The sequence below is a fragment of the Pseudonocardia sp. Ae331_Ps2 genome (assembly GCF_001932405.1).
Lineage (GTDB): Bacteria > Actinomycetota > Actinomycetes > Mycobacteriales > Pseudonocardiaceae > Pseudonocardia.
The window spans coordinates 4,449,909-4,471,310 of record NZ_MCIM01000001.1; the positions used below are offsets into that span (position 1 = coordinate 4,449,909).

The 21,402-nt window shown below is 75.7% G+C and carries 13 protein-coding genes; 7 read left to right on the top strand and 6 right to left on the bottom strand.

All coding sequences use genetic code 11. The features are described from left to right. Window positions 1-3 precede the first annotated feature (3 nt). The 4 genes from Ae331Ps2_RS21250 to Ae331Ps2_RS21265 are packed head-to-tail and all read left to right on the top strand — an operon-like array spanning window position 4 to window position 10,333. On the top strand, window positions 4-6,159 hold the full coding sequence (locus Ae331Ps2_RS21250; protein ID WP_371336401.1) for a type I polyketide synthase: 6,156 nt from the start codon (window positions 4-6) through the stop codon (window positions 6,157-6,159). A gap of 33 nt (window positions 6,160-6,192) precedes the next feature. Further along, window positions 6,193-7,407, top strand: a complete 1,215-nt coding sequence (locus Ae331Ps2_RS21255; protein WP_083695836.1) for a cytochrome P450 — start codon at window positions 6,193-6,195, stop codon at window positions 7,405-7,407. Continuing rightward, window positions 7,404-8,471 carry a methyltransferase gene (locus Ae331Ps2_RS21260; protein ID WP_198932188.1) on the top strand — a complete coding sequence of 356 codons (1,068 nt, stop codon included), beginning with the start codon at window positions 7,404-7,406 and terminating at the stop codon, window positions 8,469-8,471. Before Ae331Ps2_RS21255 ends, Ae331Ps2_RS21260 begins: the two co-directional genes overlap by 4 nt. Further along, window positions 8,468-10,333: an FAD-dependent monooxygenase gene (locus Ae331Ps2_RS21265; RefSeq protein ID WP_083695837.1), complete on the top strand. Its 1,866-nt coding sequence runs from the start codon at window positions 8,468-8,470 to the stop codon at window positions 10,331-10,333. The genes Ae331Ps2_RS21260 and Ae331Ps2_RS21265 overlap by 4 nt, the downstream gene beginning before the upstream one ends. Before the next feature lie 65 nt (window positions 10,334-10,398). Here Ae331Ps2_RS21265 and Ae331Ps2_RS21270 read toward each other — a convergent pair whose 3' ends face one another. Beyond that, window positions 10,399-11,214, bottom strand: coding sequence for an SDR family NAD(P)-dependent oxidoreductase (locus tag Ae331Ps2_RS21270; RefSeq protein ID WP_020623668.1), 816 nt, complete (start codon window positions 11,212-11,214; stop codon window positions 10,399-10,401). Between the two features lie 158 nt (window positions 11,215-11,372). On the opposite strand from Ae331Ps2_RS21270, the gene Ae331Ps2_RS21275 reads away from it, so the two are divergent. Then, window positions 11,373-12,251: a methyltransferase domain-containing protein gene (locus Ae331Ps2_RS21275; RefSeq protein WP_075306867.1), complete on the top strand. Its 879-nt coding sequence runs from the start codon at window positions 11,373-11,375 to the stop codon at window positions 12,249-12,251. Window positions 12,252-12,374: 123 nt separating this feature from the next. Here the strand turns inward: Ae331Ps2_RS21275 and Ae331Ps2_RS34340 are convergent, their stop codons facing one another. The 3 genes from Ae331Ps2_RS34340 to Ae331Ps2_RS21290 are packed head-to-tail and all read right to left on the bottom strand — an operon-like array spanning window position 12,375 to window position 15,288. After that, window positions 12,375-12,686, bottom strand: coding sequence for a ferredoxin (locus tag Ae331Ps2_RS34340; RefSeq protein WP_075306865.1), 312 nt, complete (start codon window positions 12,684-12,686; stop codon window positions 12,375-12,377). Further along, window positions 12,683-13,864 (bottom strand): cytochrome P450, encoded by a 1,182-nt coding sequence (locus Ae331Ps2_RS21285; RefSeq protein WP_020623665.1) that lies wholly within the window; start codon window positions 13,862-13,864, stop codon window positions 12,683-12,685. The genes Ae331Ps2_RS34340 and Ae331Ps2_RS21285 overlap by 4 nt, the downstream gene beginning before the upstream one ends. A 17-nt stretch (window positions 13,865-13,881) precedes the next feature. After that, entirely contained in the window at window positions 13,882-15,288 is a 1,407-nt protein-coding gene (locus Ae331Ps2_RS21290; RefSeq protein ID WP_198932187.1) for a glycosyltransferase, read from the bottom strand. A gap of 66 nt (window positions 15,289-15,354) precedes the next feature. Between Ae331Ps2_RS21290 and Ae331Ps2_RS34005 the strand changes: the two genes are divergently transcribed. Then, on the top strand, window positions 15,355-18,009 hold the full coding sequence (locus Ae331Ps2_RS34005) for a LuxR family transcriptional regulator (protein WP_158071501.1): 2,655 nt from the start codon (window positions 15,355-15,357) through the stop codon (window positions 18,007-18,009). A gap of 12 nt (window positions 18,010-18,021) precedes the next feature. On the opposite strand, the gene Ae331Ps2_RS21300 is transcribed toward Ae331Ps2_RS34005, so the two are convergent. Together Ae331Ps2_RS21300 and Ae331Ps2_RS21305 are read right to left on the bottom strand one after the other, a co-directional pair. Then, window positions 18,022-19,203, bottom strand: a complete 1,182-nt coding sequence (locus Ae331Ps2_RS21300) for a 3-deoxy-7-phosphoheptulonate synthase (RefSeq protein WP_233147571.1) — start codon at window positions 19,201-19,203, stop codon at window positions 18,022-18,024. Further along, entirely contained in the window at window positions 19,200-20,261 is a 1,062-nt protein-coding gene (locus tag Ae331Ps2_RS21305) for an FkbO/Hyg5 family chorismatase (RefSeq protein WP_158071500.1), read from the bottom strand. Before Ae331Ps2_RS21305 ends, Ae331Ps2_RS21300 begins: the two co-directional genes overlap by 4 nt. A 157-nt stretch (window positions 20,262-20,418) precedes the next feature. Between Ae331Ps2_RS21305 and Ae331Ps2_RS21310 the strand changes: the two genes are divergently transcribed. Beyond that, window positions 20,419-21,243 carry a transposase family protein gene (locus Ae331Ps2_RS21310; protein ID WP_075329690.1) on the top strand — a complete coding sequence of 275 codons (825 nt, stop codon included), beginning with the start codon at window positions 20,419-20,421 and terminating at the stop codon, window positions 21,241-21,243. Window positions 21,244-21,402: the final 159 nt, after the last annotated feature.

The following is a 21,402-nucleotide window of genomic DNA, read 5'->3' on the forward strand; positions in this document are numbered from 1 at the left end:
AAGGTGCCCGCCGTGCCGGACGACCAGAAGCTCGTCGACTATCTGAAGTGGGTCACGGCCGACCTGCACCGGACGCGCCGGCGTCTCGAGGAGGCCGAGGCCGGTGTGCGGGAGCCGATCGCCGTGGTCGGCATGGCCTGCCGGTTCCCCGGCGGGATCGACTCGCCCGACGACCTCTGGCGGCTGCTGTGCTCCGACGACGACGTGATCGGGCCGTTCCCGACCGACCGGGGCTGGGACCTCGCGCTGCTCGCCGGCGGCGAGCGCGGGCACAGCGCGACCCTGCGCGGCGGGTTCCTCGACGGCGCCGGTGACTTCGACGCCGGATTCTTCGGGATCTCTCCGCGCGAGGCACTCGCGACCGACCCGCAGCAGCGGCTGCTGCTGGAGACCACCTGGGAGGCGGTCGAGCGGGCCGGGATCGACCCGGACACCTTGCGCGGCAGCCGGACCGGTGTGTTCGTCGGGACCAACGGTCAGGACTACGGCCACGTGCTGATGCGGTCCGGGGAGGACGTGGAGGGCCACGCCGGGACCGGCACCGCGGCCAGCGTCATCTCCGGGAGGCTGTCCTACGCACTCGGGTTCGTCGGCCCGGCGGTGACCGTGGACACCGCGTGCTCGTCGTCGCTGGTGTCGATGCACCTGGCGGCGCAGGCGCTGCGGGCCGGTGAGTGCGGTCTCGCGCTCGCCGGTGGCGCCACCGTGATGGCCACCCCCGGCAACTTCGCCGGGTTCACCCGGCAGGGCGGTCTCGCCGCCGACGGCCGGTGCAAGGCGTTCTCCGACGACGCCGACGGCACCGGCTGGTCCGAGGGCGCGGGCGTGGTGCTGCTGGAGCGGCTGTCCGACGCCGTCGCGCACGGGCACCCGGTGCTCGCGGTGCTGCGCGGGTCCGCGGTGAACTCCGACGGCGCCTCCAACGGTCTCACCGCACCGAACGGCCCGTCGCAGGTCCAGGTGATCCGCTCCGCACTCGCCTCCGCCGGTCTCGACCCGGCCGACGTCGACGCCGTCGAGGCGCACGGCACCGGCACCGTGCTCGGCGACCCGATCGAGGCCCAGGCGCTGATCGCGGCCTACGGAGCCGACCGCGAGCACCCGCTGCGCCTCGGCGCGGTGAAATCCCGCCTCGGGCACACCCAGGCCGCCGCGGGCGTCGCCGGGGTGATCGCCACCGTGCAGGCGCTGCGGCACGGCACCCTCCCGCGCACCCTGCACGTCAGCCGCCCCACCACGCATGTCGACTGGTCCGGTGGCGAGGTCGAGCTGCTCACCACCGCGCAGGCGTGGCCGCGCACCGACCGGCCGCGCCGCGCCGGGGTGTCCGGGTTCGGCATCAGCGGCACCAACGCGCACCTCGTCCTGGAACAGGCCCCGGATCCGGAGCCCGACGACGGTGCCCCCGAGCCCGGCGCCGCCCCCGGCGGGACCACGGCGGCACCGCCGACACCGGGCACCGTGCCTTGGCCGGTGTCGGCCCGCACGGCGGGTGCGCTGGACGGCCAGGTCGAGCGGATCACCGCCCTGGCCACCGGACCGGACGCCCCCCGCCCCCTCGACGTCGGCTGGTCCCTGGCGAGCACCCGCGGTACCCATCAACACCGCGTCGTGCTCGCCGCCGGACCGGACGGTGTCCGCGAGCTCGCCCGCGGCACCGCGACCCGGCGCAGCACCGCGCTGCTGTTCTCCGGACAGGGCAGCCAGCGTCTCGGGGCCGGCCGCGAGCTGTACGCCACCGAGCCCGTCTTCGCCGAGGCGATCGAGACGGTGTTCCGCCACCTCGACCCGTGGCTGGAGCGCCCGCTGCGCGAGGTCCTGTGGGGCGAGGACCCGGACACCCTGACCGAGACCGGGTGGGCCCAGCCCGCACTGTTCGCCGGTCAGGTCGCGCTGTTCCGGCTGCTGGAGTCCCGGGGCGTGCGCCCGGACGCGCTGCTCGGCCACTCCATCGGCGAGCTCGCCGCCGCACACGTCGCCGGGGTGTTCGGGCTGGAGGAGGCCTGCGCGCTCGTCGCCGGCCGGGCCCGGCTCATGCAGACCATGGCCGGCGAGGGCGCGATGGTCGCCGTCGAGGCCACCGAGGACGAGGTCGTGCCGCTGATCGCCGGGCACACCGACGAGGTCGCACTGGCCGCGGTCAACGGGCCCCGCTCGGTGGTGGTCAGCGGGGTGACCGCCGTCGTCGAGGAGCTGGCGGCCCGCTGGTCGGCCGAGGGACGCCGCACCACCCGCCTGGCCGTCTCGCACGCGTTCCACTCGCCCCTGCTCGACCCGATGCTCGACGACTTCCGTGAGATCGTCGCCGACCTGACCGCGGCCGCGCCGTCGATCCCGCTGATCTCCGACCTCACCGGCCGCCCGGCCACCCGGGAGGAGCTGGCCCGGCCCGAGTACTGGGTCCGCCAGCTGCGCGACCCCGTCCGGTTCGGCGACGGCGTCGCCACCCTGGCCGGGCTGGGCATCGGCGCGTTCGTCGAGGTCGGGCCCGGTTCCACGCTGACCGCACTGGCCGCGGCCTCGGCCCCCGACGGCGCGGTGCTGGTCCCGGCCCTGCGCACCGGCCGGAGCGAGCAGGACTCGGTGCTGGGTGCGCTGGCCGAGCTGCACGTCGCGGGCGGACAGGTGGACTGGGCGGCGGGGTTCGCCGGGACCGGTGCGCGCCGGGTCGACCTGCCGACCTACGCCTTCGAGCACCGCAGGCACTGGCCGTCGGGCACCGCCGCGATCGGTGTCCCCGACGCGTCCGGTCTCGGTCTCGGCTCGGCGGACCACCCGTTGCTCGGCGCCACCGTCTCGGTCGCCGGGTCCGGTGAGACCGTACTGACCGGACGGATGTCGCTCGCCGAGCAGCCGTGGCTGGCCGACCACGTCGTGGGCGAGCGGGTGCTCTTCCCCGGCACCGGCTTCCTCGAGCTCGTCCTGCGCGCGGGCGACGCCACCGGCTGCGAGCGGGTCGAGGGTCTGACCCTGACCGAGCCGCTCGAGCTCGGCCCGCACGACGCCGTCGCCCTGCAGGTCAGGGTCGGCGCCCCCGAGGACCCCGCGGCGGCGGCCCCCCGCCGCCCGGTGACCGTGCACGCCCGGCCCGCCGGCGACCCGGACGGTTCCTGGACCCTGCACGCGTCGGGACGGCTGACCACCGCCGACGACGCCGTCCCGGCACCGGACGACGCCGAGTGGCCACCCGCCGGGGCCCGACCGGTCGACCTCGAGGGGTTCTACGAGGGGCTGTCCGAGCACGGCAGGCTGCACTACGGCCCGGCCTTCCGCGGTGTCGCGCGCGCCTGGCGCCACGACGGCTCCGTGTACGCCGAGATCTCCGCCGGGACGACCGGCGACACCGGCGGCTACGGCGTGCACCCGGCTCTGCTCGACGCCGCGCTGCACCCGATCGTGCTGCTCGAGGAGGACACCCCGGGCCTGCCGTTCGACTGGTCCGGCGCGGTCCTGCACGCCTCCGGCGCCACGACGCTGCGGGTGCGGATCACCGCCGCGGGCCCCGGATCGGTGAGCGTGCGGGCCAGCGACCGGGCGGGCCTGCCGGTCCTGACCGTGGAGGCGCTGGAGCTGCGCACCACCTCGGGGCGCGGTGGCCCCGCCACCGGACGGCTGCCGCTGCTGACGCAGGACTGGCCGGAACGGGCGGGTGAGGCACCCGACCCGGGCGGGCTGCGATGGGGGATCGTCGGCGTCGACCACTGGCACCTGGGTTACGGGGTGCACTCGGCGGGGCACACCGTCGACGCGTTCGGCGACACCCTCGGCGCCGTCGCGGACGCCGCCGCCGGCGTCCCGGACGCCGTGCTCGTCCCGCTCGCCGCGCCCGACACCGACGACGTCCCGGCCGCGACCCGCGAGCTGGGCGGACGCACGCTGGCACTGCTGCAGGAGGCGCTGTCCGACGACCGGCTCGCCGGCTGCACCGTCGTGTTCGTGACCAGCGGTGCCGCGGCACCGCCGGGGGAGACGCCGCGCGACCTGCCCGCGGCCGCCGCCGCCGGGCTGGTCCGCTCGGCACAGTCGGAGAACCCCGGCCGGTTCCTGCTCGCCGACATCGACGTCTCCGAACACTCGGTGGCGGCGCTGCCCGGCCTGACCGCCGGGGACGAGCCGCAGGTCGTCGTCCGCGACGGCGCCGTGCGCGTCCCGCGGCTGGCGCCGGTCACCACCGCGCCGTCCGGGAGCCCGGACCCCGACCCCGACGGCACCGTGCTGGTCACCGGCGGCACCGGCGGGATCGGCGCGGAGCTGGCCCGGCACCTGGTCACCGAGGCGGGGGTGCGCCACCTCGTCCTCGCCGGGCGTCGCGGCGCCGACGCCCCGGGTGCGGTCGCCCTGCGCGACGAGCTCGCCGGGCACGGCGCCCGGGTCACCCTCGCCGCCTGCGACGTCGCCGATCCCGGCGCCGTCGCCGCGCTCGTCGCGTCGGTCCCGGAGGCGCACCCGCTGACCGGGGTCGTGCACGCCGCGGGGGTCCTGGACGACGGCCTGGTCGCGGCGGCCACCGCCGACGGGCTGGCCGGGGTGCTCGCCCCCAAGGCCGGCGGTGCCTGGAACCTGCACGAGGCGACCCGGGCGCTGCCGCTGCGGTTCTTCGTCCTCTACTCCTCGGTCGCCGGGATCATGGGCGGCGCCGGGCAGGGGGTCTACGCGGCGGCGAACTCGTTCCTCGACGCGCTCGCCGCACACCGGCACGGGCTCGGCCTGCCCGCGACGTCGATCGCCTGGGGGCCGTGGGAGCCGACCGGCGGCATGACCGCCGACCCGGCCGCCGCCGAGCGGATCGCCCGCTCCGGGTTCCCGCCGCTGACCGTGCGCCGCGGGCTCGCCGCGTTCGACGCCGCGGTCGCCGCGGACCGCCCGGCCACGGTCGTGCTGGAGCTCGGGACCGGGCGCGGCGGCGCCGCAGCCGGCACCGTGCCGCCGCTGCTGCGCGGCCTGGTCCGCCGGACCCGCCCGGTCGCCGGGACCGGTGTCGCCCCGGCGACGCTGGGCACCCGGCTCCGGGAGCGCGACGCCGACGGGCGGGTGGAGCTGCTGCGCACCGAGATCGTGGCCCAGGCCGCCCGGCTGCTCGGGCACGACGACCCCGCGGGCATCGACCCGGACCGGGACTTCCTGGAGCTGGGCTTCGACTCGCTGATCGCGGTCGAGATGCGCAACGCGCTGTCCGAGGCGCTCGGTCTGCGGCTGCCGACCTCGGTGGTGTTCGACCACCGCACCCCCGCCGAGCTCGCCCGGTACCTGGCGACCGCACCCGAGGTGGTGGAGGGCGCCGCGACGTCCGGCGGGCCCGGGCCGCGGACGGTGCCCGCCGGGGAGACCGTGCACGAGCTGTTCAGCCAGGCCGTCCGGGACGGGCGGTCGCTGGCCGGGCTGCGGATGCTGTCCGCGGTCGCCGCACTGCGGCCCAGCTTCGAGAGCCCTGCCGAGCTGGCGGAACTGCCCGCACCCGTGGTCCTGGCCGAGGGGTCCCGGGACCCGCGGCTGATCTGCATCAGCTCGCCCGGAGCGAGCGCCGGCGTGCACCTCTACGCCCGGATGGCGGCCCACCTGCGCGGCCGCCGGCACGTCTCGGCGCTGCCGCTGGTGGGCTTCGCGCCGGGGGAGAGCCTCCCGGCGAGCACCGAGGCGGCCGGCCGGGTCGTCGCGGAGAGCATCCTGCACGCCTCCGAGGGCGAGCCGTTCGTCCTGCTCGGACACTCCTCGGGGGGCACGTTGGCCTACTTCGCCGCCGGGATCCTCGAGCGCACCTGGGGGGTCCGCCCGGAGGCGGTGATCATGCTCGACACGCTGAGCCTGCGTTACGACGGCGGCGAGGCGATCGACTTCGACGCCACCTCCCAGCACTACTTCACCACCATGGACTCGCCCGCGGTGAGCATGAACAGCGCTCGGCTCTCCGCGATGGCGCACTGGTTCGTGAGCATGACCGGCATCGGTGACGAGCCGACGGTGCCGACGCTCATGGTCCGGTGCTCGCGCGACGACGAGGCCACCGGCGCGGCCACCGCGTCCGGGATCAGCGTCGCCGTCCCGGCCGACGAGGTCCGGGAGATCCCCACCACGCACATGGCGATGGTGATGGAGGACTCCGCCCTGACCGCCGGTGTCGTCGAGGAGTGGCTGACCGAGCGCGTGCCGGCACGCACCTGACCCGTCCGTCCCGGTCCACCCGAGGGAGAACCCATGTCCACCTCCACGACGAGTGCCGCCGCGGCACACGACGAGCCGCCGGTCGTCGGCATCGACCCGCCCGGTGTGCTCACGCTGAGCCCGCTGCGGCTGCGGCTGCAGCAGCAGGCCGGGGTGTGCCCGATCCGCACCCCGGTCGGTGACCCCGCATGGCTGGTCACCCGGCACGCCGAGGTCGCGACCCTGCTGACCGACAACCGGCTCGGCCGGTCCCACGAGGACCCGGCACACGCACCGAAGTTCCTCGACAACCCGATGCTCGACATGCTCATCACCGACGCACCCCCGGAGGTCGAGCTCCAGGAGCACCTGACCAAGCGCGCGATGTACACCGCGAGCTTCGCCGCCCGCCGGGTGCTGGACCGCCGCGCCTCCGTGGAGGCCATCGCCGAGCGGCTCCTGGACCGGATCGAGGAGGCAGGCGCCCCCGCCGACCTGCACGAGGCATGGTCGATGCCGTTCCCGCAGCAGGCGCTCTGCGACATGATGGGCATCCCGGACGACGAGCGGGAGCCGCTGCTGTCCATGATGGACCGGGTCGGTGACACCACCGACGCCGCGGACTCCCACGCCGGGATGGAGGCGCTGTTCGAGCGGGCCTCCGCGACGGCCGCCGGGGTGCGGGCGGCGCCGGGCGACAACGTCGTGTCCCGGTTCGTCGAGACCGGGCTGGACGACCGCGCGATCGCGACGCACATCGTCGCGCTGCTGTTCACCGGGCTGTCCGGGCTGGCCAGCCACGTCGACTTCGGCACCCTGCTGCTGCTGCTGCGCAACCCCGAGCAGCGCCGACGCGCCGTCGCCGACCCGGACGTGATGTCGCGGGCCGTCGACGAGGTGCTCCGCGCGACGATCGGCGCCCCCGTGCTGCCCCGCTACGCGCACACCGACATCGAGGTCGACGGCGTCACCATCCGCCGCGGCGACCTGGTGATGGTGGACTTCTCGCTGGCCAACCACGACCCGCGCGTGTTCGACGACCCGTTCACCTTCGACGTCGACCGCGTGCCGAACCCGCACTTCACCTTCAGCCACGGCCTGCGCCACTGCACCGGCGCGCCGCTGGTGCGGATCATCCTCGGGGTGGCCTACCGGGCCCTGTTCGAGCGGTTCCCCGCCCTGCGCCTGGCCGTCGACGACTCCGAGCTCGCGCCGCACCCGGGCGGCCGCCTGGCCGGCGGGCTCGCCGCCCTTCCCGTCACCTGGTGACCGAGACCCGTGAGGAGACCGACGTGACCGAGCAGTCCGCACGGCCGTCCCAGATACCGCTGCTGAACCTGGTGAACGGGTTCATGGCCTTCAAGACCCTCGCCGCCGCCGTCGAGCTGGACGTGTTCACGGCCCTGTCCGGCCGAGGTGCCCGGACGGAGGCGGAGCTCGCCGAGGAGCTCGGGCTCGCCCCGCGCCCCGCACGCGTGCTGCTGGCCGCGCTCACCTCCCTGGAACTGGTCGAGCGCACCGCCGACGGCCGCTACCGCAACACCCCGCTCGCCCAGGAGTTCCTCGTCGAGGGGGTCGAGGACCACTTCGGCGGCTTCGTGCAGTTCTACGACCGGGTGCTCTACCCCGGCTGGCAGGGCATCACCGAGGCGCTGCGCACCGACAGCCCGGTGTTCGCCGAGCCGGAGGAGCGCGACAGCGTCTTCGAGGTCGACAACTTCGTGATGACCGAGTTCTTCGGCAACGCGATGCACGCCGTCGCACTCACCACCGCGGGCGCGCTGGCCGGGGCCTACGACGTCGGCCGGCACACCGCGCTGCTGGACGTCGGCGGCAGCTCCGGCGGGTTCCCGATCGAACTGTGCCGGCGTCACCCGCACCTGAGGGCAACCGTGTACGACCTGCCGCACGTCTGCCCGGTCGCCACGAAGAAGGTCGCCGCGGCCGGTCTGGAGGACCGGATCGGCACCGCACCGGGCGACCTGTTCACCGACGCCGCCCTGCCGTCCGGACACGACCTGATCGTGCTCAGCCAGGTCCTGCACTGCGCGGGGGAGGAGCGCAACCGGGAGACGCTGCGCAAGTGCTTCGAGGCGCTGCCGCCCGGCGGTGCGGTGGTGGTCTGCGAGCTCCTGCTCGACCCCGCGCGCAGCGGGCCTCCCGCCGCGGCGCTGATGGGCATGAACATGCTCGTCGCCCACGACGGCGGGGAGAACTACTCCGAGACCGAGTACCTGGGCTGGCTGGCCGACACCGGGTTCGTCGACCTCGAGGTCGTCCGGTTCGAGGCCGCGGGCGCCAACGGCGCGGTGGTCGGGCGGCGGCCCGCATGACCGGCGGCCTGCCCGATGTCGACGTGCTCGGGGTCAACGTGCCCGGGGTCGACGTGCCCGGGGTCGAGCGGCGCGAGGACGACGTGCGCGAGGTCGACGTGCTCGTCGTCGGCGGCGGCGGGGCCGGCCTGACCGCCTCCATGCTGCTGTCCCGGCTGGGGATCGACTCGCTGCTGGTCAGCGCCCGTCCGGACACCTCGACGGTGCCCAAGGCGCACGTGCTGAACCAGCGGACCATGGAGATCCTGCGCGAGCTGGGCCTGGCCGAGCAGGTGTACGCGGCCGGGACGCCCGCGGCGAACATGAGCCACACCGGCTGGTACGCCGGGCTGCGCGGCGAGCACGACGACTACGGGCGCGAGATCGCCCGGATCGAGTGCTGGGGCGCCGGCGCGACCGACCCGGCCTGGGTCGCGGCCAGCCCGTGCCGCACCACCAACCTCCCGCAGATCCGGCTGGAGCCGCTGCTGCGCCGCCGCGCCGAGGAGCTGGCCCCCGGCCGGGTCCGGTTCGGCCGGGAGGTCACCGCCCTCGACCCCGACGAGGACGGCGTCACCGCCACCGTGCGCGACGTCGCGACCGACGAGGTCACCCGGGTCCGGGCGCGGTACGTGCTCGGGTGCGACGGCGGCCGCTTCGTGGGGCCCGATCGCGGCGTGACCATGGAGGGCGTCAGCAACCTGTTCCGGTCGGTGTCGGTGCACGCCACGACCGACCTGACCCGCTGGCTGCGCGACGACGAGGTCCTGATCCGCTGGATCTGGTTGCCGCACATCGGTACCAGCTGCGCGATCGTGCCGATGGGACCGCAGCGCTGGGGGACCGACTCCGAGGAGTGGGTGTTCCACCTGAGCTTCCCGATGGACGTCCCCGTCCCCGATGACGAGGCGGTCGTGGCCGAGCTGCGCCGGGCACTGGGCCTGGACCGGCACCCGATGCAGGTCCACCGGATCAACCGGTGGCTGGTGGAGGGCGTCGTGGCCGACCGGTTCGCCGACGGCCGGGTGCTGCTGCTCGGCGACGCCGTGCGCCGGCTGCCGCCGACCGGCGGGCTCGGGCTCAACTCCGCGATCCAGGACGCGCACAACCTGGTCTGGAAGGTCGCCGCGGTGCTGCAGGGCCAGGCCGGACCCGGCCTGCTCGACAGCTACGAGGCCGAGCGCAAACCGGTCACGGTGCAGTTCGTCCAGCACGCCGTGGCCAACATCGTCACCCATCTGCGGGGCATGGAGGCGGCCGGCTTCGGCCCGGGCAGCGACCCGGACCGGAACTGGGCGACGCTGCGCCGGATGTGGGGGGACGACCCCGCCGACGAGGACCTCCGGCGCCGCATGCGCCGTGCCTTCGCCGACCAGTCCGGAGAGTTCGACGCGCTCGGCATCGAGTACGGCTACGAGGTGGACCCGGCCGACCCGGCGACCGCGCTGGTGGACGACGGCTCGCCGGCGGACCCGCCGCCGGACCCGCGGATCCACCGGCCGGGCACCCGCCCCGGAGCACTGCTGCCGCACGCCTGGGTCGACCCCGACGGCGACGTCACGGCCCGGCTGCCGGTGATGGACCTGGTCCGTCCCGGTCGGTTCCTGCTGATCGCCGGCGAGGACGGGCAGGCCTGGGCCGAGGCGGCGGCGAAGGTGGCCGGCGAGCTGGGTGTCGGGCTGGACGCGGTCCGGATCGGGCACCTCGACGGCGACCTGCTCGCCCCCGGAACGGCCTGGCTCGACCGGCGGGGGACCGGCCCCGGCGGCGCGGTGCTGGTCCGCCCGGACCGGGTCGTGGCCTGGCGCGCCACCGGTCCCGCGGACGATCCCGAGGCCGAGGTGACCGCGGCACTGGACGCGGTCCTGCGCCGCGACCGCTGACCTGCCCGGTGCCGCCCCTGCCCGGCGTCACCCCGGCCCGCGGCGGCACCGGGGCCGTGCGCGGATCAGTCGGCCGAGGCGCCGCCGTCCACCGGCAGCACCGTGCCGGTGATCCAGCGCGCCTCCTCCGACAGCAGGAACACCGCGACCCTGGCCATGTCGTCGGGCAGGGCGAGGAACGGCAGCGGCGCGGTCTCGGCGACCTTCTGGCGGATCGCGTCGCTGGTCACCCACGGGGTGAGCATCTCGGTCATCGTCGCCCCGGGTGCCAGGCCGTTCACCCGGATGCCCCGGTCGGCGTAGGTGATCGCGGCGGTGCGGGTCAGCCCGTCGAGCCCCGCCTTGGACGCGCCGTAGGCGGGCAGCTGCGGGGTGCCGACCAGGCCGGCGACCGAGGAGGTGTTGACGATGCTGCCGCCCTCGCCCGCCAGCATCGCGCGGATCTCGTGCTTCATCGCCAGGAACGTGCCGCGCAGGTTGACCGCCACGACCTGGTCGAACTCCTCGGTGGGGACCTCGTGCAGCGGGCCGGGGGTGTTGCCGACGCCCTGGACGTTGAACGCCGTGTCCAGGCCGCCGAGCCGCTCCACCGTGGCGTCCACGAGGGCCGCGACCGACTCCTCGTCCTGCACGTCGCAGGGCATCGGGAGCACCGGTCCGGCCGAGGCGGGCAGCCCGTCGCGGACCTCGGCGCAAACCTGTTCGAGCCGGTCGCGCCGGCGCGCCGCGGCCACCACGGACGCACCCTCACGGGCGAAGCGCCGCACGGCGGCGGCACCGATGCCGCTGGAGGCGCCGAGCACGATCGCGCGCCGCCCTCGCAGCCGGTCCGCCTCGAAGCCGACCGGATCGGGATGGATGTGGCCGATGGGGGAACGCATATTCCGATTCTGCGCCCCGACCCGCCGGGAAACCGTATCGAGGAGATTTTCCGGATAATTCCCTAGACGCCCCTCGAATAGTGTCACCCGATGGAATGACGTATCCGTGCGATGAGCGTCACCGGTCGCCGGACCGCCCGGAGAGGACCTTTGCGACAATGACCGACACGGACACGGGAACCGGCCGACACGACGATTCCGCCGAGGCGGTCGGCCGCCTCTACGACGCGTTCGGCGAGCAGTGCGCCGAGCGCGGCACCGACGCCGACGACGACACCGACGCCGGCAACTTCGGCTTCGGCGACCAGCTCCACTTCGGGTACTGGGAGTCGCCGCAGGAGGAGCTCGGTCTCGCCGAGGCCTCGCTGCGGCTGACCGACATGGTGATCGAGCGGCTGGCGGCCGGGCCCGGTTCCCGGGTGCTCGACCTCGGCTGCGGGATCGGCGGCCCGGCCCTGCGGCTGCACGCACGGACCGGTGCCGCGGTCGAGGGCGTGACGCTGAGCCGGGACCAGGTGGACGAGGCCCGGCGTGCCGCGGGGATCGCGGGCGCCGACCACGCCGTGCGGTTCCGGGTGGCCGACGCGCGCCGGACCCCGTTCGAGGACGCGTCGTTCGACGCCGTCGTCGCGCTCGAGTCGATCATGCACGTGCGGGATCGGTCCGAGGTGGTCGCGGAGGCCGCCCGGGTGCTGCGCCCGGGAGGGCGCCTGGTCCTCACCGACTTCTTCGAGCGGGGGCCGATCCTGCCGGAGCAGCGTCCGGCCCTGCGGATGCTGCTGGAGGGCTCGATGATGTCGCTGTCGTGGGCCGGGGACTACCCGGACCTGCTGCGGGCCGCGGGGATGACCTTCGAGGAGATCCGCGACATCAGCCGGCACAGCACCCGGCGCACGTTCCTGGAGATGGCGCGGGTCCAGCAGCGGGCGGCCGCCGAGTCCGGGGGCGCGGCCGACTGGCCGGACCCGTGCGCGGAGATGGCCGCGGTCGACGGCTTCGGCTACCTGCTGCTGACCGCCCGCCGCGTCGACGCCTGACAGCGACGTCCGATACCGACGTCCGACATACCCGGACCGGCGACAGGGGCGCCCCGCCCGCGTTCCGCGGAACGCGGGCGGGGCGCCCCTGTCAGGTCCGTTCCGGCCGGCGGGCCGGCCCGCTCACGACGATCCGGCGTCGGGGACCTGTCGGATCGCCCCGGACGGGCAGATGCGCGCCGCCAGACCGACCCGGTCGGCCCGGTCGGCGGGCGGGGTCTCGTCGAGGACCACCACGAAGCCGTCGTCGTCCTGGTCGAAGATCTCGGGCGCGGAGAGCACGCACTGGGCGGCCCCGATGCAGCGGTCGACGTCGACGACGATCCGGCCGGCGCCGCCCGCGGCGGACGTGTCCCGCGTCCCGTCGGTGCGGTCCGTGTGGTCGGTGCGGTCGGTGCTGTCCGGGGGCGGGGCCTCTCCCCGTGGGCGGCTCACCAGCGCACCGGCAGGGCGTGCAGGCCGAACAGCACGCCGTCGTACTTGATCGGGAGGTCCTCGGCGGGCACCCCGAGCCGCAGGCCCGGGACCCGCTCGAACAGCGTCCGGTAGGCCAGCTCCATCTCGGTCCGGACCAGGTTCTGGCCCAGGCACTGGTGCACACCGAACCCGAACGCGACGTGCTGGCGGGACTCGCGCGACGGGGCGAAGCGTGCCGGGCACTCGCCGAAGACCTCGGGGTCGTGGTTCGCCGCGGCGATCAGCGGGACGATGCCCTCGCCGGCCGCGATGGTCCGACCCCCGATCTCGACGTCGGACACCGCGACGCGCAGCGCGACGATGTCGGCGACCGAGTGCAGGCGCAGCAGCTCGTCGGGCAGACCGTCGGCGCCGATCCACTCGGGGTGCGCCAGCAACGTCACCGCACCCAGCGCGATGTTGTTCGCGGTGGTCTCGTGCCCGGCGATCAGCAACAGCATCGCCACCCCGGACAGCTCCTCGGGGGTGAAGTCCCCGGCGGTCACCAGCCGGCTCAGCACGTCCTCGCCGGGGCGCCGGGTCCGGATCGCGATCAGCCGGTTCAGGTAGCGGAGCAGCTGCTCGGTGGCGGTGTCGCGGTCGGCGTCGGCGGACCCGATCGTGACGAGGGTCCGGGTGCGCGACTCGAAGAAGTCCCGGTCGACCTCGGGCACCCCGAGCAGCGCCGAGATCACCAGGGAGGGGACCGGCAGGGCGAAGTCGGCGACCAGGTCGGCCTCGCCGTCGCGGGCCAGCAGGTCGTCGACGACGCGGTCGACCACCTGCTGGATCGCCGGGCGCATCTCGCGCACCCGGCGCACGCTGAACTCCGGGATCAGGGCGCGCCGGAACCGGTCGTGCTCGGGCGGGTCCAGCGACACGAACCAGCCGGGCACCTCGGTCGCCGAGGGCGCGCCGCCGTTGGCGTTGGGCCGGGGGAAGCCCTCCCGGTCGGGGTTCGAGCTGATCCGCCGGTCGGTGAGCACGGCGCGGACGTCGGCGTGCCGGGTCACCAGCCAGACCGGCGTCCCGTCCGGCAGCGCGGCGCGGACGGGTCCCTGCCCGCGCAGCGCGTCGTACTCCGGGGGCGGGAAGGGTTTGCCCGGCCCGCGCATCAGGAACGGGACGAGCTCGGGATCGGTCTCGGTGGTCGACATGATTCCTCCGGGGAGGGTCAGGGCTGGGGGACGGACGGGGCCGCTCGACCGGCGCCGAGGAGCCCGGTGACCAGGTCGGCGGCCCGCTCGCGTCCGCCCGCCGCCCGTTGCAGCGCGGCGAACCGCCGGGCGTTCTCGGCGAACGCGGGCTCCTCCAGCACTCGGGTCACCGCGTTCTGGAGGTCGTCAATGCGGAACCGGCGCGGTCGGCGCAGCGACAGCCCCACGCCCAGGTCCTCGGCCCGTACGGCCTGGTCGTGGCAGTCCACCCACAGCGGACGGACCACCATCGGCTTCCCGAACCAGAGGCTCTCGTGGTAGGCGTTCCCGCCGCCGTGCGAGAGGAAGGCCCGCACCGAGGGGTGCGCGAGCACGTCCAACTGGGACGGCACCCAGCTCACCACCCGCAGGGAGTCCGGCAGTGTGTCCGGGAGGAGGTGCTGCTGCTCGGCGGGGAGCTTCCACAGCACCTGGTGACGGCCCTCCAGCCGGCGGGCGAGCTCCACCATCGTGGCGACCTCGGGGCGGGTGAGCCGGGTGATGGTGCCGAAGCCCGCGTAGAGCACCGAGGTCTGTGCGTCCAGCCAGTCGGTCAGCTCACCGGGGGGCTCCTGCGGCAGCGGCGGGATCATCGCGCCGACGGTCCGGAACACCGCGGGCAGCTCGAACGGGTAGTCCAGCTCCGGGATCGAGTAGTTGAGGACCATCGCCGCGGACTCGGTCCGGGTGAACTGGCCCGCCGAGGCGGGGTCGACGCCGAGCTCGGCGGCGATCCGGGCGTCCTCGGCGTTGCGACGGCGCATGGCGGGGGACAGGAACAGCCCGAGCATCCGCCACCGGAACCAGCGGTTGGCCAGCCGGCCCAGCGGCCCCGCGTGCGCGGAGCGCCCCGAGTGCGGCACCGGGAAGTCCTTCGGCGTGTAGGACGGCCCGAACGGCACCAGCGAGGTCAGCAGGTTGCTGGGGACGAACGGGTTGCTCAGCACGAACGGGATGCCGCGGGTGATCGCGACCTGGACGCCGTACTGGCACATGCTCTCGACGACCATCAGCGACGGCCGCACCCGGTCCACCACCGCGAGCAGCCTGCGGTACTTCTCGGCCTGCGCTCCGGGCACGTAGGTCTTCCGGATGACCGCCGCGCGGGCCCGGAACCGGGACCGCCCGGTCACCCGCCGGTAGGTGCGGTCGTCCCAGGTCACCGACGACAGCTCGCCGACGACCTCCCCGAGGCCGCAGAACCGCACCGGAGCGCCACCGTCCGCGCCGGCCGCCTCGACGTCGTCGCGTCGGTGGTCGTCGGTGGCGAACCAGAGGTCGGCGACGTCGCGTCGGGACAGCTCCCCGGCGAGCACGAGCATCGGGTTGATCAGGCCGCTCTCCGGCAGCCCGACCATCAGCACCGCGGGGCGGGTCGCGTTCATGCCGTCCATGGCACCGGATCGGGAACCGGGATATTGCCAGTCTTCGACGACCTAGCCTCGGTGGTCGTGAGCACCGTCCTGCCCGGCCGCACCGCGCAGTGGGCCGCCCTCGGCGAGCAGCTCGACCTGCTGCGCCGCGGGACCGGCGGGGTCGCGCTGCTCGACGGGCCACCCGGCTGCGGGCGTACCGCACTGCTCGACGCCGTCACCGCGCGGGCCGCGGCGACCGGGACGACGGTGCTGCGGGCCACGGCGTCCGCGGCCGAGCGGCCGGTGCCCTTCGGTGTCGCCGCCCAGCTGTGCGGCCGTCCGCTGCCCGACCCGGGCCCGGACCAGGCGGCCCGCGCGCTGCGGGTGGAGGAGCTCGGCGCGGCGCTGCCACCCGGGCCGGTGCTGGTGGCGGTCGACGACGCGGGCGAGACCGACGACGCCTCGCTGGGCCTGCTGTGCTGGATCGCGCGCCGGACCGGTCCGGGGCGACCGGTCCTGCTGCTGGTCGCCGCACCCGGTGCCGCGCTCGCCCACGACCTGCGGCGCTGCCCGGCGGCCCGGGAGCACGTCGTCGGCCCGCTGGACGCCGACGCGGTCGCCGAGGTCTGCCGGGCCCGGCCGGGGCCGGGGCCGGAGGCCGTGCTGGCGGCCACCGGCGGGCACCCGGGGCTGGTCGCGGCGCTGCTCACCGACCACGCGGCCGGGCGGACGACGGTGCCGGGACCGGCGCTGGTCCGGGCGGTCGAGGTGCTGGTCGCACGGCTGCCCGAGGGGGCGCCGCGGCTCGCGCTCGCCCTCGCGGTCACCGGCCGCCGGACCGCGCCGCCGGCGACCGGCGCGGTACCGGGCCCTGCCGAGCCGCGGCGGTCGGCCGCGACCTGTGCGCTCGCCGCCGCCGGGCTGCTGACCGGCGACGAGCTGCCCGGCGGGGTCCGCGACGCGGTCCTGGCCGGTGTGCCCCCCACGGAGCTGCGGGCCCTGCGGCTGCGGGCCGCCGAACGCCTGCACGACCGCGGCGCTCCGGTCGCCGACGTCGCCGGGCGGTTGGCCGAGGCCGGTGGGGCCCTGCCGTCGTGGGCGGTCGGGGTGCTGGTCCGCGCCGCGGACGAGGCGCTGTGCGACGGGCGCACCGCCACGGCCCGCACGCTGGCCCGGGCCGCGGTGACCGCGGCCGCCGGTGCCGACCCCGCCCAGGTCCTGGCCGCGGACGCCTGCGCCACCCGCGCCGAGTGGCGGGCCGGACCGGGCCTCGCGGACCGCCTGCTGACCCGCCCGGCCGCTGCCGTGGCGCAGCTGCCCGGCCCCGAACTGGCGCCGCTGCTGCGCCGGCTGCTCTGGCACGGCCGCACGGACGAGGCCGGTGCGGTGGCGGCGCGGCTGAGTGCCGTCGGGGGCCCGGAGGCGGGGGCCGTCGAGGGCTGGCTGGTCCGCACCCACCCGGGGTCCGTCGGCCCGGGCCCGGCTCCGCTGTCCCCGCGGCCGGGACCGGTCCCGGGCGACCCGGCCGTCCCGGCCTGGACGGCCGTCGCCGACGCGCTGGCCGCGGTGTGCACCCGCGACCGGCGGGCCGAGGCCGCGGCGACCGCCGAGCAGGCGCTGGTCCGTGTCCGGCCCCGGGACCACGCGTGCTGGTGGCCGGAGGTGGCGTTCGAGCTGCTGCTGGTGCTGGTCTACGCGGGACGGCCTGCCGTCGCGTGCGAGCTGGCCGCGGCGATCGCGGCCGAGGAACCGCCGGGCCCCGGGCGGGCCCTGGTCCGTGCGGCGGGCGCGGAGGCCGCGCTGCGGCTGGGTCGGCTCGGGGCGGCGGGCGCGGCGGCGTCGGCGGCGCTGGAGATCGGACCGGGGGACTGGGGCGTGGCCTGCGGGGTGCCGCTGGCCACCGCGGTCGTCGCGGCCACCCGCGCAGGCCGGCTCGGCGACGCGGCCGCGCTGCTCGCCCGCCCGGTGCCTCCCGCGCTGTTCGGCACCCGCTACGGACTGCACTACCTGTTCGCCCGCGGCGAGTACCACCTGGCCGCCGGCCACGCGCACGCCGCGCTCGCGGACTTCCTGTCCTGCGGTGAGCTCGCGGTCGGCTGGGGCCTGGACCGGCCGGGTCTCGTGCCGTGGCGGGCCGGAGCGGCCGCCGCCCGGCTGGGTGGGACCACCCCGCGGGACGAGGGCCGCTCCGAGGCCCGGCGGCTGCTCCAGGAACAGCTCGCCGCGACCGGCGCGGGCCCGTCGGGGGAGCGCGGCACGGCGCTGCGGCTGCTCGCCGCCGCGGGTCGCAGCGCAGGCCGGGAGCAGGTGCTCGAGGAGGCGGTCGCCGTGCTGGAGGCGGCCGGGGACCGCTACGGGACCGCCCGGGCACTCGCCGACCTGGCCCGGGTGCACGCCGGAGCGCGCCGGCACCGACGCGCGCTGGCCACCGCCCGGCAGGCGCTGACCCTCGCCGTCGACTGCGGGGCCGACGCGCTGGCCACGACGCTGCGCGCCCACTGCACCGCGGATCCCGATCCGGAGCGGGGCCGGACGGCCGCGGTGCTGACCGCGGGCGAGCGTCGGGTGGCGGAGCTGGCCGCGGCGGGCCTGACGAACCGCGAGATCGCGCAGCGGCTGCACATCACCGCCAGCACCGCCGAGCAGCACCTGACCCGGGTGTTCCGCAAGCTCGGCGTGCGGGACCGCACCTCGCTGCCGGCGTCCCTCGGACCCGGCCCGGCCGCGGAACCGGAAGCGGCGTCGGCGTAGACCGCCCGCGTTTCAGCAGGCGGCGATCACCGCGCGCGCCTGGGCCGGGTTCAGGCGGGGATCGCACGGTGACTCGTAGCGGGCCGCCAGCGCACCGGGACCGGGGACGTCGGCACCGACGCACTCGGTCACCGGGGTCGCGGCGGTCTCCAGGTGGAGCCCGCCGGCGTGCAGCCCCGCCGCGGCGAGGACCTCACCGAACGCGCGCACCTCGGCGACGACGTCGGCCAGCATCCGGGTCTTCGTCCCGTCGGGCGTCCGCACGGTGTTGCCGTGCATCGGGTCGCACAGCCACACCACCGGGTGGCCGGCGTCGCGGACCGCGGCGACCAGCGGCGCGAGCAGCGTCCGGACCCGGTCCCGGCCCATCCGGGAGACGAGGGTCAGCCGGCCGGGGGAGCGGTCCGGGTCCAGGAGCGCGCACAGCCGCCGCAGCCGGTCCGGCGTCGCGGTGGGACCGACCTTGCAGGCGACCGGGTTGGCGACCCGGGCGAGCAGCGCGACGTGTGCCTGCCCGGGGTCGGCGGTGCGGTCGCCGATCCACGGCAGGTGGGTGGAGGTGAGGTGGTCGTCGCCGCTGACCGGGTCGTGGCGCACCTGGGGTCGCTCGTAGTCGAGCACCAGCGCCTCGTGGCTGGTGAAGGGCCCGGTCCCGGACCGCGACGGGTGCGCGCGGACCCCGGCCAGCACCGTGGCCGCCGCCCGGTGGGCACGCACCAGGCGGTCCGGGTCGGGCCTGCGGGCCAGCTCGTCCGGCTCGGGTGCGTTCACCAGGTCCCCGCGGTAGACCGGCAGGACGACACCGTCGTGCTCCTCCACCGGCGACGACCGCGGCTTGGCGTACTGGCCGGCCATCCGCCCGATCCGCAGCACCGGGTGCCCGGTGCGGTCGGAGAGCAGCGCGGCGAGCGCGTCGAGCTCGGCGAGCCGGCGGGCGGTGTGCCCGGCGCCGCACTCGTCGAGCCGCTCGGCGCAGTCGCCCGCCTGCAGCACCACCGCCCGCCCCTCGGCGGCCTCGCCCAGCGCGTGTCGGGCCCGGGCGATCTCGTCCGGGCCGACCAGCGGCGGGGCCGAGGCGAGCCTGCGCACGGCGCGGCCGAGGCCCGGGTGGCCCGCCCAGTCGGGCTGCTGCGCGGCGGGCGGCCCGGCGGGGTCCGCCACGGCCGGCGCGGCCGGGATGGCGGACCGGGTCACGGCCGCGGTCCGGCGACGGTGCGGGCGATGCCCTCGATCTCGACCAGCAGGTCGGCCCGGCAGACGTCCACGACGAGGTAGCGCACCTCGGCGTGCGGGGACAGGGTGGCCTCGACGATCGCGCGCACCGTCGGGACGTCGTCCGCGTGCCGCACGTACACCTTGACCAGGTCGAGGTCGTACAGGTCGGGGACGGCCCCGGCGGCCGGGCCGGAGGCGGCGAGAACGCGGGCGATGTTCTCCAGGGCGAGCCCGGTCTGGCGCTCGACGTCGCCGTGGAACCGGGTGAGGTGCCCGGTGATGCTCGCGGTGCCCGACACGTACACCGGTCCGGGCCCGTCCAGCACCAGCCGGGTCGCGCGGGCGAACCTCGGCGCCTCCGGCCCGTACCGCTTCGGGTAGCGGTAGGCCGCGACCTGCTGCGGGTTCTCGGCCGGCGTGCCGTGCCCGTTGCGGCTGGCCAGCAGGTAGAACATGATCCCGTCGCCGCGTGCGCCGATGCCGGTCGCGGCCGGGACCTCGGTGTCGGCGAACCCGTTGCGGCGGAAGGCGTGCGCACGGCCGAGGCAGAAGTCGCGGTAGACCTCCAGCCCGTCGGCGTTGTCCTCGTTGATCCGGTTGACGAAGTTCCACATCCGGAAGCAGCGGGTGTGGCCCAGCTCGTGCATCAGGTCGATCGCGGTGGTGTACGCCGAGCGGGTCGCCTCCGCGTAGCTGTCGGCCTCGGGGATGTGCCCGGCACAGAGCAGGAACTCGTCGTCGCGCGACCACACGATCCCGTCGGTGCTGCCCGTCTCGACCGGGCCCTCGGTCGTCCACACCTCGGAGAACGCGGGCAGGTCCGCGGTGCCGGTGCCCATCCCGAGCCCGAGCCGGGGATGCCCCCCGGTCAGCGACGCGCCGGTGGCGGTGTCGCCGTAGTCGATCCGGCCGAGCACGGGGCGGGTCGCGCAGTAGGCGTCGGCGTCGGTGATGTCGACGAACGCGGCGGCCGGGGCGCGGCCGGGGGCGGGGTGTCGGGGGAGATCGGTGCGGGGCTGGAACTGGATCTGCGTCACGTCGGCTTCCCGTTCGCGTCGGTGAATGAGGTGTTCTCAGTAGCGGGGTGGCAGGTCGTGGCGACACGCCGAGGGTGGTGAGATGAGCGGGAACGGGGCAGGACCCCGGTAGATCGGTTCGGTCCAGCACAGATCGACACCGTCACCGAGGTCCTGCATGTCTGATCCTGTCACCTACACCGCTGTCCTCCCGATCGGGGAGCGCACCGTGGCCTATCTGGCGCGGCTCCTGGTCCTTCAACGCCGTCGACGTGGCACCCGGCGGCGGGCGTTGACCCCGTTCGCCCAGGCAGTGCTGGTGATCCGCTGGTTCTGTGATGCTACCCGGGTCCGATGTTTGGCCGGTGACAACGCGATCAGCACTGCAACGGCCTACCGTTACCTGCACGAAGGCATCGACGTCCTCGCCGCGGCCGCACCCGGCCTGCACGGAGCCCTGCTCGCCGCCCGCACAGCCGGGCACACCCACGTGAATCTCGACGGCACCCTGATCGCCACCGACCGGTGCCGCGCGCTCGGCCTCACCCCCGGGGTCGACCTGTGGTGGTCGGGCAAGCACCGCCGCCACGGCGGGAACATCCAGGTCCTCACCGCACCTGATGGATGGCCGCTATGGACCAGCGACGTGCGGCCGGGCCGCGAGCACGACACCCGCTGCGCCCGTACCCACCCCGGGCTGCTCGAGGGCCTGGCCGCGTTCACCGACGACACCCACGCCGCGCTGGGCGACCTCGGCTACGAAGGCGAAGCCGACCGGCTCACCGTGCCCATCAAACCCGCCCCCGGCCGCGGGCAGACGGTCAACCAGCGCACCGTCAACACCCTGCACTCAGCCCTTCGTGCTCTGGCCGAACGCGGAAACGCCCTGCTCAAGACCACCTTCGCCGCGTTGCGGCGAGTCACGCTATGTCCCTGGCGCACCGGCGCGATCACCGCAGCTGCGCTCGTACTACTCCACACCGAGTACGACCGCACGACATGATCAACCCGCTACTGAGAACACCTCAATGGGTCGGACAGTGCGGCGGCGTCGCGGAGGAACGGCAGCGGAGCCTCGGCGGAATCGCCGTGGAATCACCGTGGAATCGCCGTCGAATCCCGGAGACATCTCAGGGACGTCGTGGAGGAATCGCGGCGGAAT

Bases quoted from the DNA above. Each gene is read 5' to 3' on its own strand.
- Ae331Ps2_RS21255 (WP_083695836.1), top strand. From the start codon at position 6,193: ATGTCCACCTCCACGACGAGTGCCGCCGCGGCACACGACGAGCCGCCG.
- Ae331Ps2_RS21275 (WP_075306867.1), top strand. From the start codon at position 11,373: ATGACCGACACGGACACGGGAACCGGCCGACACGACGATTCCGCCGAG.
- Ae331Ps2_RS21270 (WP_020623668.1), bottom strand. From the start codon at position 11,214: ATGCGTTCCCCCATCGGCCACATCCATCCCGATCCGGTCGGCTTCGAG.
- Ae331Ps2_RS21290 (WP_198932187.1), bottom strand. From the start codon at position 15,288: ATGAACGCGACCCGCCCCGCGGTGCTGATGGTCGGGCTGCCGGAGAGC.
- Ae331Ps2_RS21265 (WP_083695837.1), top strand. From the start codon at position 8,468: ATGACCGGCGGCCTGCCCGATGTCGACGTGCTCGGGGTCAACGTGCCC.
- Ae331Ps2_RS21285 (WP_020623665.1), bottom strand. From the start codon at position 13,864: ATGTCGACCACCGAGACCGATCCCGAGCTCGTCCCGTTCCTGATGCGC.
- Ae331Ps2_RS21310 (WP_075329690.1), top strand. From the start codon at position 20,419: ATGTCTGATCCTGTCACCTACACCGCTGTCCTCCCGATCGGGGAGCGC.